At 49.9% G+C, this 20,402-nt stretch carries 12 protein-coding genes; 1 reads left to right on the top strand and 11 read right to left on the bottom strand.

Annotated features, from left to right (window positions below):
* Positions 1-38 precede the first annotated feature (38 nt).
* From addA to PUQ60_RS01720, 8 genes are all read right to left on the bottom strand, one after another.
* A complete protein-coding gene (gene addA / locus PUQ60_RS01755) occupies positions 39-3,866 on the bottom strand; it encodes a helicase-exonuclease AddAB subunit AddA (RefSeq protein WP_273380507.1) in 3,828 nt (1,275 codons plus the stop codon).
* Between the two features lie 67 nt (positions 3,867-3,933).
* Positions 3,934-7,401, bottom strand: coding sequence for a helicase-exonuclease AddAB subunit AddB (gene addB / locus PUQ60_RS01750; RefSeq protein WP_273380505.1), 3,468 nt, complete (start codon positions 7,399-7,401; stop codon positions 3,934-3,936).
* A gap of 34 nt (positions 7,402-7,435) precedes the next feature.
* Positions 7,436-8,938 carry an RNA polymerase factor sigma-54 gene (rpoN, locus tag PUQ60_RS01745; protein ID WP_273417072.1) on the bottom strand — a complete coding sequence of 501 codons (1,503 nt, stop codon included), beginning with the start codon at positions 8,936-8,938 and terminating at the stop codon, positions 7,436-7,438.
* A 90-nt stretch (positions 8,939-9,028) separates the two neighbouring features.
* Positions 9,029-9,367 carry a DUF1292 domain-containing protein gene (locus PUQ60_RS01740; protein ID WP_022358993.1) on the bottom strand — a complete coding sequence of 113 codons (339 nt, stop codon included), beginning with the start codon at positions 9,365-9,367 and terminating at the stop codon, positions 9,029-9,031.
* A 145-nt stretch (positions 9,368-9,512) separates the two neighbouring features.
* Positions 9,513-10,046: a hypothetical protein gene (locus tag PUQ60_RS01735; RefSeq protein WP_273380272.1), complete on the bottom strand. Its 534-nt coding sequence runs from the start codon at positions 10,044-10,046 to the stop codon at positions 9,513-9,515.
* Positions 10,047-10,060: 14 nt separating this feature from the next.
* Positions 10,061-10,642: a cob(I)yrinic acid a,c-diamide adenosyltransferase gene (locus PUQ60_RS01730; protein WP_022358991.1), complete on the bottom strand. Its 582-nt coding sequence runs from the start codon at positions 10,640-10,642 to the stop codon at positions 10,061-10,063.
* Positions 10,643-10,910: 268 nt separating this feature from the next.
* A complete protein-coding gene (locus PUQ60_RS01725) occupies positions 10,911-14,273 on the bottom strand; it encodes a TRAP transporter large permease subunit (RefSeq protein ID WP_273380275.1) in 3,363 nt (1,120 codons plus the stop codon).
* A complete protein-coding gene (locus PUQ60_RS01720) occupies positions 14,274-14,762 on the bottom strand; it encodes a TRAP transporter small permease (protein WP_118481861.1) in 489 nt (162 codons plus the stop codon). It lies immediately after the preceding gene.
* A 555-nt stretch (positions 14,763-15,317) separates the two neighbouring features.
* Here PUQ60_RS01720 and PUQ60_RS01715 point away from each other — a divergent pair.
* Positions 15,318-16,346: a 3-deoxy-7-phosphoheptulonate synthase gene (locus tag PUQ60_RS01715; protein ID WP_117796364.1), complete on the top strand. Its 1,029-nt coding sequence runs from the start codon at positions 15,318-15,320 to the stop codon at positions 16,344-16,346.
* A gap of 246 nt (positions 16,347-16,592) precedes the next feature.
* On the opposite strand, the gene PUQ60_RS01710 is transcribed toward PUQ60_RS01715, so the two are convergent.
* The 3 genes from PUQ60_RS01710 to PUQ60_RS01700 form a co-directional block, all read right to left on the bottom strand.
* On the bottom strand, positions 16,593-17,330 hold the full coding sequence (locus tag PUQ60_RS01710) for a GntR family transcriptional regulator (protein WP_118467923.1): 738 nt from the start codon (positions 17,328-17,330) through the stop codon (positions 16,593-16,595).
* Between the two features lie 296 nt (positions 17,331-17,626).
* The gene (locus tag PUQ60_RS01705; protein WP_118742675.1) at positions 17,627-18,625 is read right to left on the bottom strand and encodes an SIS domain-containing protein; all 999 of its coding nucleotides are present in this window, start codon (positions 18,623-18,625) and stop codon (positions 17,627-17,629) included.
* 36 nt (positions 18,626-18,661) lie between these two features.
* Positions 18,662-20,401: a hydantoinase B/oxoprolinase family protein gene (locus PUQ60_RS01700; RefSeq protein WP_273380280.1), complete on the bottom strand. Its 1,740-nt coding sequence runs from the start codon at positions 20,399-20,401 to the stop codon at positions 18,662-18,664.
* Between the last annotated feature and the right edge of the window lies 1 nt (position 20,402).

The raw sequence follows: 20,402 nt of genomic DNA, 5'->3' as shown, positions 1-20,402 counted from the left end.
GGCTCCGAACGTGCCTATCTGTACCCAGAATCACTGCCTTACACTTCAATCGCCCCAAACCGGAACGAATACAGGTAGCGCTCCGCCACCCTTTTTCCTGTCATCTGTTCCAGTGCGCGGGTATAGTAGCGCACCTGTGCCTCATAGCGGCGGATCAGAATGTCTGAATTTTCCACATAATCTGTCTTATAATCCACCAGAACCAGCTTGCCGTCCTCCTCAAAAAAGGCGTCGATGATACCCTGTATCAAAATCCGCTCATCCGAATCCCACTCGCCCATCTCGCGCGCCGGAATACCGATGACGAACTGTTTTTCCCGATACAGCTTCCCGGCTGCTGCCGCTCTCTGCATGCGTTTTCCCAATGAACTGGCTGTCAGTTTTGCCAGATCTGAACCGCGCACCAACGCCGCCGCTTCGGCATCCATCTGCCCCTCAGCCGCCAGCTTCGCCGGAAATGCATTTAACTCCTGTCTCGACATTGCCCGCTCAAACGGCAAAAACTGCAACACACGGTGGTACGCCGTACCGCGCGTCGCGCCGCCTTTTTCTTCCTGCTCTTTCTCCATAAACACTGGCAGCGTCGGCAGAAATACCATCTCCTCCTCTTCTTCCTCCATGCCCTTTTTCTTGAGTTCAGAAACGGACATCTTGGTGTTGAGACCCAGATCGTCCAGGTATGGGTACTGGAAATGGTAGTTGTTGCTGATGATCGATTCTATTTGCCTGATATTTTCGAGCCGATTTTGCGTGTTTGGATGATTCTCGTCATTCGACAAATGGCTGTCCTCCCCCGCCAGCCACCGCAGCCACTCTCTCGATAACGTCTGGCGTATCTGCGTGCCGATCTCACGGTCGATCTGGTCGGAAAGCGTTTCCACCTGATATGAAATCCACGGATTTTCTTCCGGAATACTCATCAAAATCCAATCCAGATACGAGGAAGCCAGCGTCAGAATCGTATACGGAATCGCCCCGTGTTCGGCTGCCACTGCGCTCCACTTCGCAATCCGATCCTCCAATTTCCGGGAGGACGCCGTCAGAATCAGTTTTTCCTTCGCACGCGTCAGCGCCACGTAAAGAACACGCAGTTCCTCGCCCAGCGCCTCCAGTTCCATCCGGCGTTTCATCACATTTTTCTTGAGCGTCGGTCCCTTGATGCGCTTCTCGCTGTCCAGATAGTCGGTTCCGATTCCCAGATCCGCGTCGATCAGAAGTTTCCCCCGCGTATCCTGCTTGTTAAAATTTTTTCCCATTCCAGCCACAAACACGATCGGAAATTCCAGTCCCTTGCTCTTATGGATACTCATGATCCGCACCACCGTTCCCTCGGAATCTGCCACCGGCGCTTCACCAAAATCTGTATTGTATTTTTTCAACTTCTCAATATACCGGATGAAATGGAACACACCCCGGTAGCTCGTCGCCTCATAGGCTGCCGCTTTCTCCACCAGCATATCCAGATTGCCGCGCCGTCCCGCCCCGCCCGGAAGCGCCGACACATAGCGGTAATAGCCCGTTTTGTCGTAAATCCGGTAGAGGAGTTCGTGCATCGGCAGGTAAACAGATTCCTGGCGGAATGTATCCAGGAGAGTAAAGAGTTTTTGGAGTTTTCGGCGCAGGTTATTCTTTTGAATTAATTTATTTTTTTGAAAACGAAACGCATCCGCGATCGACGACTCGTCACTTTCGTCATTCGACTTCACCGGTCCATCCTCGTTCATATACTCCACAACCGCCCGGTAAAGCCCTGCATCCCGCGACCGGTCAACGCCCGCCTTATGTTCCGCCACAATCCACGCCATCTCCTCATCAGAAACGCCGCCAAACGGCGATTTGAGCACCGACGCCAGGGGAATGTCCTGCATCGGATTGTCGATGACTGCCAGAAGATTCAGCACCGTCTCGACTTCCAGCGTATTAAAATATCCCGTCCGAGACTCTGCGACCGCCGGAATCCCCTGCGTCGCCAGCACCTCGATAAATTCTTCCGCCCATCCGCTGACGCTTCGAAGCAGAATCACAATATCCCCGTACTGCGCCCGACGGTAAGCGCCAAGCTCCTTATCCCAGATCGTGATCCCCCGTTCTTTATCCGTCATCTCACGGATCTTTCCGGCGATCATGCGCGCTTCCAGCTCTCTGGCGGTGTAATCGGCTGCCTCATCATCTAACTCTGGGGATTCCGTCTCTTTCTGCGGCTGCGCCGACAAATCCACCAGCAAAAGCTCCGTCTTTAACTCATCCAGGCCATCCCGCTCTTCAAAGGCTGCGCCCGGATGCAGTGCCGCATCTTCCGTATAGGATATATTTCCCAGCTTTTCCGTCATGATACGGTAAAAAATCGCATTGATCGATTCCAGTATGTGATCCCGGCTTCGAAAGTTCTGGTGAAGCTCGATCTTCTGGTGCGCGCTCTCCTCCGACGTGTATGTGCTGTATTTTTCCAGAAATAATTCCGGTCTCGCCAGGCGGAATTTATAGATACTCTGCTTGACATCGCCCACCATAAACACATTCGGGCGGTCAAAGCGTTCACCGCTGATGCACTGGATCAGCGTCTCCTGAACCAGGTTGCTGTCCTGGTACTCGTCCACCAGAATTTCGTCGTACTGCACGGCGAGCTCATCCGCGACTGTGCCTGGTACGCGCACTGTCCAGGCATTTTTCCCTTGCATCTGATCGGTTTCTTCTGCACTTGAAGTTTCCTCCGCCTCGGAACATTCTGCTTCCGGTTCTGTCAGAATCTCCAGCGCAAAATGTTCCAGATCATGAAAATCCACCACATTTTTTTCTTTCTTCTTCGCCCTAAACCGCCGTCCAAATTCCTGCGCCAGCTCCAACAGTTCCAAAATCCGCTCTTTTCCAGCTTCCATATCCGCAAGCATCTGCTCCGGGGATGCAAACAGATACTCTCCCTTTAACTTTTCAACTGCTTTTTTGACCCGGCTGCGGCAGTCGGAAACAAGCGCCTTTTTCTCCGGATCGACCTCCCCGTTTTTGCCGCGGATCGCCGCCAGACGCGAAAACGTAAATTGTTCCAATGCCTCCGAGATCGTTTCAAACGAACCGGCTGCCCCGCAGACTGCCTCCGCATGGTGCAGATCTTCCTCGATCATCGGCAGGTACGGCATCGGTCCCCCCGTCTCCTGGCAGATCTCCCACGCCTCCCGAAGCTGTATTTTCCACTCCTGCGCCTGCAATGCAATATCACGCAAAAGGAACTGCATCCACTCCGTCTGCTCCAGCTCTCCCTGTTCGGTCAAGAGCAGCTCCTCACGGCATTTTTCATACCACGCATCCGGCCACGGGTTACTCTGGGCGAAATTGTAGACCTGCATCACATACTCGGCAATTCCACCGTCCGCCTTGCCCGTCGCATACGCGTCCACAAACTCCTCATACCGTTTCCCGCCGTCGCGGTAATAATCTTCCAGCAGCCCATCCATCACATCAGCGCGCATCAGAAGCATTTCGCCCTCATCGCCAACCCGGAATGCCGGATCGATGTCCAGCCGGTCAAAATGTTCCCTCATGATATGCAGGCAGAAGCTGTCGATCGTCGTGATCTGGGCAAACTGAACCAGAACTGCCTGCTGCTGGAGATGTTCATTTTCCGGCTCCGATTCCAGTTTTTTCTCAATCGCCGCCTGGATCCGCTCCCGCATCTCCGCCGCTGCCGCCCGGGTAAAAGTCATGACAAGCAGGCGGTCTATGTCCTTCGGGTTCTCCCCCTCCGTGATCATCTGGATGATCCGCTCAACCAGCACCGCGGTCTTGCCGCTTCCGGCCGCTGCCGACACCAGGAGGCTTTTCTCGCGCCCCTCAATTACCTGCTTCTGTTCCCTGGTCCAATTTACTGCCATTTCTCGCCCTTTCCTTTTTCATGACTGGTTCATTCTTTCATTCCCACAGTCACAGCCAAACACAAACTTACCCTTCCGTTTCCTTATCCTTTTCTTCCATCTTTCCCCAGATCTCCTCCGGGCTCAGCTTATCAAAACGCCGGAACTGGTAGCCGTCCGTTTTCAAATCAAATCCGCACACACTGTGGTACGGGCAATAATCGCACGCCGTTTTCTGGCCGTTTTTGTACGGCGACGCCGCAATGTTTCCATCCAGAATCTCCCGCCCCATATGCTTCATTTTCCGGTTCACATACGCGCCCAGCACACGGAATTTTTCTTCCCCTGCCGCCTGCGAACGCCGCTCAACGATCGCCTCATTTTTAATCGAAACCGGCACAACATCCGAATCCACCGTCGCCTCCTCGCCCAGCCGGTTATCCAGATGTGCCAGTGCCTCCCGATCGCCGTTTACCAGCCCATTCATCCGCAGTGCCTTCAAAATATCGGCATTCGTCTCCTCCTCCGACTCCACCGGCTTGCGCTCCACCATCGGATCCTCGATATGATAATAGAAAAGCCCCGCTGGAACCACCGTTTTATCCGGGTATTCCCGCCCGATCTTCTCCATCGCCGCATCCATGTAGACAACCAGCTGCAGCTGCAAACCATAATAAATATCCGTCAGGTCAAATTTCGTTTTTCCCGTCTTGTAATCAATGATCTTAAGGTACAGCCGGTCGCCATCCTCGCAGAGATCGATTCGGTCAATCCGCCCGCGCAGATGGATCGCCTCCTCGTTTGAAAGCGGAATCCGCATCGCTCTCAGGTGATCCATCGGTGAAAAACTGACCTCAAACCCGGCTGGCTCAAAATCACCTTTTTTTAGCTGTTCCGTCAGTGCCCAGATCGTCCGATCCGTGATCCGGTATACCTTCCGTTCCAGATACTGGTTCCGGTACGAGCTTCCCAGAATCGCATTGCCGTATTCCTCCGTGACCGACGCCACACACTCCGCCACCATTTTCTGGCGGTCTTCCTCCGAAATGCCGGAAAACAGGCGATTTTCTTCTTTCATCCGCGTGAAATACATGTCGATCGCCGCATGGAACAGATTTCCGATATCCGACGGGGCAATCTCGTACATCTGCCGTTCCGACAACTCCAGCCCATACGAAAGAAAATGTGCATACGCACACGACGCATACAGCTCCATACGCGTCACACTGCCCCGCAGAATCGGACTATAGAGCGCCCGCGCCGCCGCCTTCCCGATGCCCGTATCCTGATAGGTATAAAATGCAGCATCCGAGAGCGCCTGCATTTCATCCCGGTACGATTCTGCCTGAATAAAGTATCGGTACAACGATATAAACTGGTCATTTTCCCCGCTTTTTTCATCCTGCAGTCCCCGAAGCACCCAGCTCATGCCAAGCTCCGGCGACCAGAGCGCTTCCTTCTCTTCCTCCGGCTGTTCCAGACGTTTCTCCGGAAATAATTTAAGCAGCTGCAGCATCAGACTCGAAGGACGCATCGCTTTTCCCTCGGCAGAGGACGCCGCACACGACAGATAGAGATAGTCCGACGGCTTTGTCAGCGCCAGATAGAGATAAAATCGCTGCAAAAAGCTTTCCTCCCGCGCGGTCGGCGCCAATTCTACCTGCATTTCCCGCAGCGCCCGGCGATCCGCCTCCGAAAGGATCCCGCCGCGTCCCGAAACAGACGGCACTATCCCGTCATTGACTCCGGCAAAAAACAACACTTTTATATTGGAAAGACGGGTTCGCGTGATATCGCCGACCACTATCCGGTCCACGACCGCGGGGATCAGTCCTACCTTGATCTCCGCAAAACCGGCGTCCAGAATCTCTGCATACTCCCGCTGTCCCATGACCTCCTCGCCGAGAAGCGCCACGATCCGGTCAAACAGATCCATCACCAGCCCATACACCTGCCCGTATTCCTTGGCAAGACTCATATCGCCCACTTCTTCAAACTGCTGCGCCATCGCCGCCAGCTTCTGCTCCATCTCAAGTGCTTCGAGAAAATGGACCAGCGCCTCCGTCCGCTCGCGCACCGTTACTTTGCGGTTGGAAAACACCTCCCGAAGCGGCAGAAATGGTGTGACAACCGCCTCGCGGAACTGATTTAACTCATCCAGATTGATAAGCTCAGCCCCCCGGTACACGCGCTCCCATGTGCTGTTCCACCGCTTAAACCCGCGGATTCCAAGCGCAATCACATAATTTTCCGCCTGATAGATCACTTCCGGTGAAAGCCCCGCAAGCGGCATCACCAGCCCTGTTTTCAGGAATCGAAACACCGATTCATAGGAAAAGCCCGATTGCAGCACCTCCAGCGCCGCCCGGATTAATTCCACCATCGGGTTACTTAAAATATTTTTCTTATAATCAATAAAACACGGGATCTGATTCTTCTCAAACTGCCTCAGAATCTCCCGCGAATATGTCTCCAAGTCGCCGGTAATCACCGCGATCTCCCGGTAACGGATGCCCTCCGATGCCACCAGACGCCGGATTTCTCCGCATAAGAAAGAGATTTCCGCCTGCGGGGTTGCTGCTTCAATTAGACGCAGGCTTTCCCGGCCGTGTTCAGCCGCAGCCCCGCTTTCGTTCCCGCTCCCAGAATGATACACCTTTCCCCTATATCGGAACAATTCATTTTCAATAAATCCCAGTTCCGGGCTGTCCTTAAATCTCCACATTGGTTTTTCTTTCAACAAAATATCCTCATCCCGGCTGCATCCGGCAGCTGCAGCACGGTCAATCAGACGGCAGACGGTATGACGGCTCATGTAAAAGAGCTTCTGCTGCACGCTCTCGCGGTACGGATTGTCCTCCGGATCCATCGTGACCGTCACGATCACCTTCCGGCAGCACCGGAATAAGAGTTCCAGAAGCTCATACTGGATCGGCGTAAAGCCCGTATAGCCATCCAGCGTCACAACGCTGTCGCGGATGAGCTGTGACTGCGGCAGCACCCGGCAGAGAAGGCTTAAAATTTCTTCTTTTACGATCACTTTTTCCTCGGTATACGCCTGGAATGCCCGGTATAAAACCTGCATATCCAGAAGCTTCTGGCGCAGCAGCGGGCTTTTCGTCTCCCCGATCAGCGTCTCCAGCTTTTCCTCCGTGATGCCGTACTGGAAAAACTCAGACAGCATCGATTTGATCTCGCTGATAAAGCCCGCCTTGTCCAGATGCCCTCCAAACAGGTGCAGATTTCCCCGGACGCCCGACGAAACGCGCCGCAGAACCATCGATTTTCCCATATCATCCAGCACCGCCAGATTTTCAATCGCTAGTTCCTCAAACACCCGGTATGCCAGACGCTCAAAACTGACAATATCGATATTCATCACGCCATGGTTCGGATGCAGCATCACGATCTCTTTCTGCGTCTGCATCGTAAACTGTTCCGGCACCAGAGCAAAAAAACGTCCGTCCGGCTCTTCCATCGACTGATGGATCAGATTTTCATACAATGTCCGTGTCTTTCCCGAACCGGAACCACCGATTATAAATTGCAATGACATAGTTTTCCCTCTGTCTTTCTGTCTATGTTTTCTGTCAGATACCAAAGCATTTCCGCCCGGATGCATCCCGGATTCCCATTTCTTCCCGGTATTTCGCCACGGTCCGCCGCGACAGCGTGATCCCCGCTTCCGCCAGTTTTTCTGACAACACGCGGTCACTGAACGGCTTTCTCGGATTTTCCGTTTTGATCAGATGGCGGATTGCCTCCCGCGGATCTTTGCCTGTTTCCATCCGATTCACCACTTCTGCCTGAACCGCCGTTTCTTCCTGATTCGCCGCCTCTTCCCGATCTGCCAGTCTTCCCTTATCCGTCATCCCGAATCCCCCCGCAGCCATGTGTCTTGAAAAGAAATATGACAGCGGAAAGATCCCCCAGCGGCATTGCAGATATTTTTCACGCACTGTCCGGCTCAGCGTCGGCTCGCTGACCCCCAGCGATTTAGCCGCCTGTTTCTGCGTCCACGGAGCCAGTTTTCCACTTCCTTTTGCAAAAAACTCCCCCTGTACGCACAAAATCTCTTCTGCCAGCCGCGACAATGTCTGATTGCGCTGCCCAATGCACTGGCAGACCCATTCAGCCTGCCGGATTTTCCCCTCGATGTAGTCTTTCGCTTCCGTCTCGGTATCTTTCTGCTTCATCAATGACAGATAATACGGATTGATGGCAATCTGCGGCAGTGTCTCATCGGAAAGCTGCATTTCAAATCCGTGTTCCGTCTGTGAGATAATTATATCTGGTACGATATATTTATCATAACTCTCATCCCCATATCCGCTTCCCGGTTTGGGATTCAGCTCCCGGATCCGCGCTGCTGCCAGAAGCACTTCCTCCAGCTTGCAGGAGCATGCACGGGCAAGCTGCTTCATCTGGTTTTTTCCCAGCAGATCCAGATGGTTGGAAATGATGCGTGCCGCCAGAATTTCGGTTCGCATCGTTCCATTCTGAACCATATCAATCACCGCGCCGCCGTCCTCTGCCAGGTAAGACAGCTGCATCAACAGACACTCCTTCAGCGACCGTGCCCCGATCCCACACGGTTCCAGCCTGCCAAAATTTTTCCAGATCCGTTCTCCTTCTGTCTCCTCAATTCCCAGCCCAGCGCAGAGTTCTCCAAAATTCACGCTGAGATATCCGCTTGCATCCAGATTTTTGATCATATAGCGGAATATTTTTTCTTCTCTTTTCGTCAGATGCAGCATACACGCCTGTTCCAGAAGTGATTCCAAAAGCCCCTCCTGGCTTCGTCCCGGCTCTAATCGCCCCGCCTCTTCTTCCTCATCCTGATAATAGGTCTGGTTCTGGCGGTCAAGGCTGGAAAGTTCTTCAAGTCTGCGGATTTTCTCGTTCAGCTCTCCATTTTCTTCCAGCCGTCCGTTCTCCGGCTCCCGCTCTTCCAGATCCACCACCGGATTTTCCAGCGCCATCTCTTCTATGTACTCTTTCAGTTCTATCTGCCCCATCTGAAGAATATTTGCGGATTGTATCATTTTCTGGGACAAGGTCTGTTTGAGCTTTAACTCCTGTTTCAGTTCCATCGTACCACCCCTGAAAAGATGTAAAACGCCCAGATGCCTCGCCGTTTCTGCCTGCGAAGTACCTGGGCGTCCTGTCTTTTGCCTGCCTAATTACTGATCCAGCTCGTCCTCGCCGACCAGCTCATCATATTCCTGCTCGTCCAGAAGCTCGTCAAACGCATCTGCCACGATCTCATACTCATCATCGTCCTCGATGTTTTCCAGGTTCGGCTGTCCGTTCTCATCCTCGCTGTAACGGTACAGATATACCTCTCCGTCCTCTGCCTCGATGTCATCCATCGGAAGAAGGGCAATATAATCCTTACCGCCTGCCGGGAAAATCGTCAGAACAACACACTCAATCTCTCTGCCGTCATCCAATGTCAGGGTCACGGTCATCTCCTCGCCGTTGTCGATCTCTTCCTGCGTCATATTCTTATTATCTGCCATATTTTACCTCTTTCTTTTCTATGCCTTTTCTACGTCCCACAAGATCCGTTGGCGGAATCCTGTCCTGACTCCACTGTATCAGAGTATTCTGTAAAAATCAAGACTTGACTTCCTCATTGTCCGCTTCATTCCGATACGCCGCCATCTATTCCCGCACCTCATCCGGCACCTGTACGCGCATTCCACGTGCAAATGCCCGGTTTAAGCGGATTGTGTGCCGTGCCAGCGGGTTAAACAGCATATAGATGCAGAATACCGCCTCGATAAATTCGATTGCCGCCGCCATCACCAGCATAAAAACCAGCGGAAATGGCAGCCACCAGCTCATCTGAAGCAGCGATACGCCGCCCCACACGATACTCGCCCCACGCCCGATCAGCATCAACACCGTAAGCACCGGGCTCTCCCGCAGCATCAGCATATACCAGCCATAAAAAATAAACGGTCCCAAAAGCATCATGACCGCATTTGTTTTCTCCATTCCATAGACAAATGTCATAATCAGATAAAACAGGCAGTACAGGACACGCACCCCCGTCAGAATCCGTACCATCCAGTGCAATGCCTCATTCTGCTCCCCGTACCCCGGAAGTGCTTTTTCCATCTGTTTTCCCCACATTGCCCATTCCCGCTGCACTGCAGCGTACTCCGGACGATGCTTTCTCTTTATAAATCCCATTCAGAGTCCCCTCTCTAATATTCAATTCCCCGCCGCGCCAGGATTTTCCGGTCAAACGGATGCTTGATTTTTTCCATCTCTGTCACGTAATCAGCCCGCAAAAGCAGCTCCTCCGGCGGTTTCCTCCCCGTCATCACGACTTCCAGATCCGCTGGTCTGTGATCCAGAAAATCCACTATATCCGCCAGCTCCAAAAGTCCCGAAGAAAGAGAAGCGCAGACCTCGTCCAACACCAGCAGAACATCGCAGGTTTCACAGAAGTTATTCTCCTCCGGTGCTTTCGAACCGTTCTCTTCTGCTTCCCCACACCGCTTCACTGCCTCACGGCACGCTGTCTCAAACATACTTTTATAATAATCCGCTGCCTCCTGCTTCACCTCATCGGTCATTTTCCACGTGAATCCAAATGTTTTTTCACAGGGAATCAACGTCACCTCCGGGAGCCGCTTTAAAATCTCCACCTCCCCAGACTGGTCCGTTTTTAAAAAGCGGGCAGCAACTACCTGTTTTCCCGTTCCTGCCGCCCGGACCGCCAAACCGATCGCCGCCGTCGTCTTTCCTTTTCCGTCGCCGCAGTACAGATGTACACATCCCATATATTTTTCCTTTTCTTCCTTTTTATCTCGCTTTTCAGCGCACCAATACCAACTATCTTATCATATCAAACTGCCAACCACAATATTTGCCCGATTGAAAATTCACATTCAAATATTTGGCATCTTACTGTTCACGCATACGTGCCCAGTAACGGAAATTCCCCCATATACGCAATCTGGCGGTCTGATCCCAAGGACCAGAACCGCCAGAAAACCAAACTCAATGATTCAATTTTACTAAACTTCTAACTTCAAACTTCTAATTTTCCTATTTGAATGCAGCAACCAGCTCTTCCGCATCCTTATAACCCTGTTTTTTCAGTTCCCCGATATACCACTCGGTCACTGGTTCTACAACCGCCTTGAAGGAATCGATATCCAGATCCTCATACGGGATGACCTCGACACCATTCTTGGACTGCCATCTGGAGAGGATCTCGTCGTCGCCTGCGCGGTTGATCTCGCGCTCGTACTGAACAGCAAGTTTGCCGCACTCATCGACTACTTCCTGCTGCTCCGGTGTCAGGCTGTCGTAAATATCCTGGTTGATGCAGAAGAACAGGCAGTCATAGTTTGCATTCCACATGGAAACGTATTTCTGTACTTCCTGTACGCTTGCCGCATCAATCGCCGGAAGCGGATTCTCCTGACCGTCTACCGTACCCTGCTGCAATGCCGTGTAAGTCTCGGACCAGTTCATGTTGGTCGCATCGGCGCCCCACAGCTCGTAGCACTTCATCAGAAGGTTTGAACCAGCCACACGCACTTTCAGGTTCTTCATATCTTCCACGGAATGTACCGGGCGCACGCCGTTAGTGAGCTGACGGAAACCATTCTCCGCCATACCCATGCAGTGCAGACCATAGGAAGAAAGAATCTCATCCATCTTCTGGCCAGCCTCGCCGTCCAGCTTCGCGTCGGCGTCCTCCACGGAATCAAACAGATACGGCAGCGATACCACGTTGAAACGCGGGTCAAATGCCGAATAAATCAGGTTGCTGTGCATCGAAATCTGCACCGGATCGCCGTTCATCAGTGCCTGAATGCCCTCAGACTGGTTTCCACCGGTCAGCTGATCGGCTGCGTAAACATCTACTTTGACCTTGCCGCCCGTTGCCTGATCCATAAGCTCGCCAAACTTGCGGCCTGCCTGTGCCCAGGTACTGGTTTCTGTCGTGGAACACGTAAAGTTCCATGTCATTTCCGGCCAGTTCAGGTCACTATGATCTTCTACCTGATAAGCAGAAGAATTTTCAATGCCCGCCGTCTTAACTGCACTAGCCGCATTTTCAGTAAAGGTGTTTACCAGATCCTCTGCATCATCAAAGCCCTGGTTTTTCAGTTCTCCGATAAACCATTCCGTTACCGGCTCAGCTGCTTTCTTAAAGGATTCGATGTCGAGATCCTCATATTTCAGTACTTCAACACCGTTCTTAGTCTGCCAACGATCCAGAATCTCCTCATCGCCTGCACGGTTGATCTCACGCTCGTAAGCAACCGCCTTACGGCCTGCCTCATCAACAACCGCCTGCTGCTCCGGCGTCAGGCTGTCATACAGCTTCTGGTTGATGCAGAAGAACAGACAGTCATAGTTTGCGTTCCACAGGGAAACATATTTCTGTACTTCCTGTACACTCGCCGCATCAATCGCCGGAAGCGGGTTCTCCTGCCCGTCTACCGTGCCCTGCTGCAGCGCCGTATACGTCTCGGACCAGTTCATATTGGTCGCATCGGCGCCCCACAGCTCATAGCACTTCATCAGAAGGTTCGAACCAGCTACACGCAGTTTCAGGTTCTTCATATCTTCCACGGAATGAACCGGATGTTCGCTGTTGGTCAGCTGACGGAAACCATTCTCCGCCATACCCATACAATGCAGGCCATAGCTTTCCAGGATCTCAACCAGCTTGTCGCCCGCCGGACCATCTAAGACTGTATCCGCTGTCTCAACCGAATCAAACAGATACGGCAGTGATACAACATTGAACCGCGGGTCAAATGCCGAATAAATCAGGTTGCTGTGCATCGAAATCTGCACCGGATCGCCGTTCATCAGTGCCTGAATGCCCTCAGACTGGTTTCCACCGGTCAGCTGATCGGCTGCGTAAACATCTACTTTGACCTTGCCGCCGGTCGCCTGCTCCATGAGCTCGCCAAACTTACGTCCCGCCTGTGCCCATGTGCTTGTCTCGGTTGTGGAACACGTAAAGTTCCAGGTCATATCCGCCCAATCCAGATCGCTGTAATCGCCGATCGTGTTGAAATCGTCATTGTCTGTCTGAGTGGTTCCGCTGTCGCCTCCGACTGTCTCGTCATTTTCAATGGCTGCCGCACTTCCCAGTGCCGCCGGCAGACAGGTCGAAATCTGCGGAATATATGTAATTATCAGTAAAACAGCAATGGAAGCGGCTACCATCGGAACGACTGCCCTGGAAATTTCCTGCAGCGTTACGCGAATACCATCTCTTAATTTGATGCCGATCGCGACAAACAGGTTGACACCGACCGGAGGTGTTACCTGACCAATTGCCAGGTTGACCGTTGCCATGATACCAAATGCGATCACGTTGTAGCCCAGTGCCTTGCAGACCGGCAGCATGATCGGGATGAAAATGTACATCGCAGAGTTTGCATCAATAAAGCAGCCCGCGATCAGGAAAATAATGTTACAAATCAGCAAGAAAGTAAACTGGTTGCCTGCTACTCTTGCTAACAGTTCGGAAGCAGCCGTCGAAATACCGAAACGGGTGCAGACAAAGGAGAACAGCGACGCACACGCTACGATCAGCATGATGCCGCCGGTGGTCTTTGCCGAATCAATCAGAATTTCCCACAGGTCTTTAAATTTTACTTCCTTATAAATAACCATGCCGACAAACAGACCGTACACAACGGATACGGCTGCCGCCTCGGTCGGTGTAAAAAAGCCTCCGTAGATACCACCCAGAATGATGATCGGCATCAAAAATCCCCAGAATGCATCCTTAAATGCGTTCCAGCGCTCTTTTGCGGATGCCTTCTCTACGTTGGACGGCACGACATGATTGCGGCGTACCTCCAGCATAACGACAACCACCAGAGCCAGACCCATCAGGATACCCGGGATGATACCTGCCATAAACATATCTCCGATGGAAACACCCGTGATCGACGCGTATACAACAAACGCGATACTCGGCGGGATGACGATCGCGATGGAACTGGAAGTTGCCATCAATGCCGTCGAGAACGCTGCAGAGAAACCGCCCCGCTCTACCATCGCCGGAATCAGGACCGCACCCAGGGCCGCTACCGTCGCCGGACCGGAACCGGAGATCGCGCCGAAGAAGCAGGCTACGATGATACACACATTCGCAATACCGCCTTTTCTGTGACCGACACAGGTGTCAACGAAACGGATCAGGCGCGTGGAAATTCCCGCCTTCGCCATGATATTTCCAGATAATACGAAAAACGGAATCGCCAGCAGCAGGAATTTACTGATGCCGGAGTAAATATTCGTCGCTACAATCGTTAAAGAAGTACCGGAATACAGGATCGCCGCCGCGGAAGAAAGTCCCAGACAGACGGCGATCGGCACATTCAGCACTAATAATACGAAAAAGGTAATAAAAAGAACTGCGCTAACCATTTATTTGTCCTCCTTTTTCGTACACACATCGAGACAGAACTCGATAAAATGAAGAATCATGCACACCGAACCGATCGGTACAAAGGACCAGAAGATCCACTCCGGCCAGTTCAATACAAAGGTACGTTTCTGGTTCGCAAGCTGCGCCAGTACCTTGTCCATGCCATAGTAAAATAAGATTCCCATAAAGAGAACCGAAAAGATTGTAATCAGAATCATGACCGGCTTCTTTGCCGATTTCGGCAGACGCTCTGTTACCAGATTTAAGCCTACCAGTCCGCCCTCACGCGCAGACAGCGCCGCGCCAAGCAACGTAATTAATACGAAAATGGCAACAACCAGCTCCTCTGTAAAGGACCAGGACTGGTGAATTACCTTACGGGAAAATACATTTCCCACCGTCAGTACAAGGATCAGGATCATCGTGACTACCAGCACGGTTTTCTCAACCATCGCCACAATATCCATCAGCTTTTTATATCCTTTCATACTGCGCTCTCCTCCTAAAATAAGTATCTTATTTTTCCACATTTTTGTCGGCTGTAAGCATTCATCTGAACGTTTTTGTGTCATGGGAAATTTCAAGGAATTTCCTATGACACAAAAAAACGTCCCCAGATAATAGGGACGAATGAAATGCCAGATTTCTGCCAAATGCTCTGTTTTTCTCGGAAAACACGCAAACATATGCAGCACCAAACAAACAAACGCTGCTCCCGCTTGTGCGGGATTTGTACAAAAACAGTGACCGCCGTGCCCTTGCTCTCAGTCAATCGAGGCATGAACGGTTCCGTTTTCATATGGAACTATATCAAACTAAAATTAAATATTGCTGATATGGAATATATTCTACACTTTTTTAATAAATACGTCAACCATTTTTATAGACTACGGTCTATTTAATAAAAGCTGCGTAAAAATAGCATAAAAGAAATAAAATTCTTTTCCTTCAACCTATTGATGATTTGATTTTTCTATACTATAATAAACATCATACGCTTTAAAGTGTGAAAATCTTTTAGACAATACAGGAGGATGAAACTCATGGGATTTGAATATGTCAGCAAGCTGCCGACCCCGGACGAGATTCGTGCACAGTTTCCACTGGCACCGGAGCTGGCCGCAGAAAAAGCTCGAAAGGATGCTGCTATCCGTGACGTCTTTACAGGCGACAGCGACAAGTTTCTTGTCATCATTGGTCCGTGCTCTGCTGACCGGGAAGATGCGGTTATTGATTATGTAAACCGCCTTGCCAAGGTACAGGAGAAAGTGAAGGACAAACTGATTCTGGTTCCTAGAATCTACACCAACAAACCAAGAACAACCGGTGACGGCTATAAGGGACTTTTACACCAGCCAAATCCGGAAGGTAAGCCAAACTTATATCAGGGTCTGATCGCGATCCGCAAACTTCATATGCGTGTGATCGAAGAAACCGGCTTCTCGACTGCAGACGAGATGCTATACCCGGAAAACCTGACCTACCTTTCCGACGTTATGTCCTATGTTGCAGTCGGCGCACGTTCCGTTGAGAACCAGCAGCACCGCCTCGTTGCCAGCGGCATCGACGTACCGGTCGGCATGAAGAACCCGACCAGCGGCGCACTCTCCGTCATGCTGAACGCCGTACATGCAGCACAGCACGGTCATGAGTTCATCTACCGCAGCTGGGAAGTAAAAACACAGGGTAACCCGCTGACCCACACCATCCTGCGTGGTGCTGTCAACAAGCATGACCAGTGCCTGCCGAACTACCACTACGAAGACCTGAAGCTGCTCTTAGACCTCTACAACGAGCGTGATCTGAAGAATCCGGCTTGTATCATCGATGCAAACCACTCCAACTCCAACAAAAAATACATGGAGCAGATCCGTATCGTCAAGGAAGTACTCCACAGCCGTCGTCACTCCGACGATATCCGTAACTTCGTCAAAGGAGTCATGATCGAGAGCTACATCGAACCAGGCAGCCAGAAAGTCGGCGAACACATCTACGGAAAATCCATCACCGACCCGTGTCTGGGATGGGATGATTCCGAGCGTCTGCTGTATGAAATGGCAGAAGGATTATAAAAAATAGAAATATGCAGAAAAAAAGTCCGGTGGAAAAACTCCGCCGGACTTTTTTTCGTTAGGAATTCGGATTTCAAAAAGGTTAAAGGATTAAATCTTTTGTATCATGCATTTATTATGGTTATAGTATATCATGCCTATCTCCAAAATGTTTGTATTCTCTTTAAATAAATTATGAAGAAATTCTTAAGATTCACCATTTCGATGCAATAAAAATCCGATTTTCTGCATTAATGAATATTAGGTTTATTGTTCAATTGATTCACATACATAAAAAGAACAGGTTTCGCCATTAAAAAGCTGTACTCCTGCATACAGAGGCTCTCTATCATATGTATATGTCACACTCTTAATATAAAGAAGCGGAGTTCCCTTCTTAACTTTCATCAGTTTTGCTTCTTCAGCCGTGGCCCGGCATAATTCAATCCGCTTCTCTGAGGAAGCAACTCTTACCTTGGCTTCTTCCTGCAAGCACTCAAACAGAGAATTATCATTAAACTGCTTTTCCAAAAGGAAGGAATATTTTACCGGGAAATAGTTCTTCTCAATGGCTACCGGTTCCCCATCCGCTGTACGCAGACGCGAAATATAAACTACATAGGATCCAGGTTCCAGATTTAACTGTTTTTGAATCTTGTCATCTGCCAGAACCAGCTTATTTTCAAGCATCTGTCCCCCAGGCTTCATATTCATATGACGGCACATTTCTGAAAAGCTCTGGAGATTTTTTATATCCTTCGCGAATTTCTGGCGGCAGATGAAGGTTCCTTTTCCCTGCTTCTTTTCCACAAGGCCCTGGCTCACCAGATCATCCACTGCACGCCGAACTGTGATCCGGCTCACATTGTACTGTTTTGCTAACTCCGCCTCTGCCGGAATTCGTTCTGTTGCATTATAAACCCCATTCTCAATATCTCGTTTCAAACTCTCCACAATCTGTGCATATAATGGAACTATGCTGTTTGGATTTGTATTTATCTCCATACCCTTCTCCTTTTCATTCTTTATAATAATTGAGCCCTACATCCATATGGTCAAAATGATATATAATGTTATATACACTATCATACTATTTGTATTGTTCCATTACAAGCTTTTTTCGTTATTTTAACAAAGAAATTGTATTTTTTTTACTCGGTATAAAAAAGAAAAAAGCAGGCCCACAACAACTACAAGGTTGCAGGCCTGCTTTTATATTATATTTTTGTAACTATTCAGAACTCCATTCGAAAAACCGCTGCTTTGCAGCTTCTGTTTTGCTCATGTGGTTACTTCAATCCTTAATAATCAAATTTCCACATATACCGGCGATATGTCATCGGATGCATTCTCACATCTGCCATTGCTGAAATAAACTGCTTGGAAATCGGATGGAACAGAAGTGAATTGAAGTATTCTGCAACACTCTCATCCAGTTCGCCTAAGCCAAGCTTCTCTGCATCGATAACCCAATGATGACCGCCAAACTGATTTAAGAAGCGTTCTGCTCTCTCATCTACCGGTCTTGTTCGTCCAATGCTCTTGAACAGAAGGATGGCAAGATCCTTGTCACAGGTCTCAAAAGCACCGTGGAAATATTCACCGGAATGAATCGGAACACAGTGTACGGTCTGCATCTCCTGGAAGAAGCAGAATGCATCTGAGTAAGATACCTCCCAGGCTGCACCGCTTGACATTACATTCCATACCGTATCATCTTTGTAGGTCATGGCAAATTTAGCTGCCTCAGCACGCACATCTATATATGCTTTTCCGTAAATCGTCTCCAGCTTTTCGAATCCTTCCAGAGCCTTGTCATATGCCTCATAGTTGTCATATTCTTTTAAGAGCCAGAACGCAATCTTTAACGCAGTACCCTGGCTGTTGTAATGAACTAAGGTCGGATCCTTGTACCACTCGTCTGCATGATAATAGGTGATATAATAATCAGCGGTCTGCGCTGTCAGAGAATCTGCATATCCGGATAAACCAACCGTAACGGCACCCTTTTCTTTTGCCACCTTTAATGCTTCCACGGTTTCTGCCGTTGCTTTGGTGGAGGTTCCAATCACAAGTGTATTCTTATCCACATTCTTCGGAGTTGCATTCACGAACTCACTGCTGTTATATCCCTGAACACGCAGAGAACTCTCCTGATTTAACAGAAACCGTGCCGGATAGGAGGATGCAAAGGATCCTCCGCAAGCCACGAAAATAACCTGTTTTAATCCGCCATTTTTATCCAGATCTGCTTTGGCTTTTGTCATCACATCGATGACTTCCTGCATACCTTTAATCATAGAATTAATCCTCTCTTTCTTACGTTTTGCCGTATCTTATCCTCTGAGGGCTTTGGTTGCCTGTTCGTCTACCTGATAATGAACTCCATCTGATACAACAACCACACCATAATCTTTTTTCGCTGCCTCTACAGACACCTTTTTCTCAATGACATCCTTTAATACCTTTTCTGGCTCACGCTTCATCGGATCACCATATCCGCCTGCACCAGGAGTTTCAACCCGGATGATATCGCCCTTCTTTAACGGAAAACTGGTTGTCTTGTGTCCCATTTTTGTGATAGTTCCATCCGGAGTTACACGGTAGAATGCACCGGCAGCACCTTCTTTACCTCCATCTAATCCCCATGGATGGAATTTATGACGATCACCTAATCCGGTATATGCCACATCATCCTGCATCATCTCTAACTCACGCTCGATACCAAGACCGCCTCTAAACTGGCCGGCACCGCCTGTATCTTCCTTCAGTTCATATTTTCTGGCAAGAATCTTTGTGAACTCCATCTCGGTTGCCTCAATCGGCATATTAGAGGTATTGGTCATGTTTACCTGAACACCAGATAAACCATCTAATCCCTTCGAAGCACCGCCGCCTCCGGCAATAACCTCGTGGAAAATAAACACACTGTCTGTTCCGATTGCACCTTCACCTGCTAAGATGGTGGTGGTACAAGCACCATTACCAGCCGTTACGACGGTATCCGGGAAGATTGGTGCCAATGCTCCGAAAATGGCATCCGGGATTCGCTGCTGGCAGTCAATCTGTGCACCAATCGGACTTGGTTCTGTTGGATTAACGATACAGCCCTTCGGTGCAATGATCTTAATCGCACGGTTAATACCCTCATTGGCCGGAATATCATCTCCCATCAATGCCTTAATGGCGAAGAATACAGCTGCTTTCGTACAAGGATATGGCACGTTGATCGGTGCCTTAATCTGCTCAGCGGTTCCTGTAAAATCAATTGTCAGGTCATTCCCCTTAATGTTGATTTTCACTTTAATCGGCAGCGGATCCGGATATTTGTCACCACAGCCATCCACATAATCGGTATAGCTGTATTCTCCATCCGGAAGCTCTGCAACAACTGCACGGACACGGCGCTCTGAATAGCCTACCAGCTCTTTCATGCACTCAATCAAATCATCCTGATAACGGGCATATGCTTCCTGAATTCTCTGTACACCAATCAGGTTTGCTGACATCTGTGCAGTCAGATCACCCTCTCTCTCCTGCGGAACTCTGGTATTATCAAGAAGAAGGTCCATAACACTCGGAATCAGTTTTCCATTCTGGCGGATACGGATTACCGGAATTCGAATACCTTCCTGGAATAAGCTATCTGCATCTCCGGAGGTAGAACCAGGTACCTTACCACCGATATCTGAATGATGCGCAATATTGGCAATCCAGCCAACCAGTTTATCTCCCACAAAGGCCGGTGCTGCGATTACGATATCCGGCAGATGATTGCCGCCGCCATGATACGGGTCATTGGCAATATACATATCGCCTGGCTGAACATTTTCCTTTCCAAATTTTTCATAAATATTAGGAACTACACTCAGCATTGAGCCTAAAAGTGCAGCTAAACTTTCCACCTGGGCAACACTATTTCCATCCGGATCGATTACTGCAGTACACACGTCGCGACGTTCCTTCATATTAGTAGAATATGCACTGCGGACAATGATTCCATAAGTCTCCTCAGCAATGGACATCAGAAGATTGCGGACAACCTCAACTGTTACGGTATCAATCTGTTTTGCCATC

It is taken from the genome of Clostridium sp. AF02-29 (genome assembly GCF_934835585.1).
In the GTDB taxonomy this organism is placed as follows: domain Bacteria; phylum Bacillota; class Clostridia; order Lachnospirales; family Lachnospiraceae; genus Otoolea; species Otoolea fessa.
Note: the sequence above shows the minus strand (reverse complement) of the source record. Positions and strands in the feature narration are given on the sequence as shown.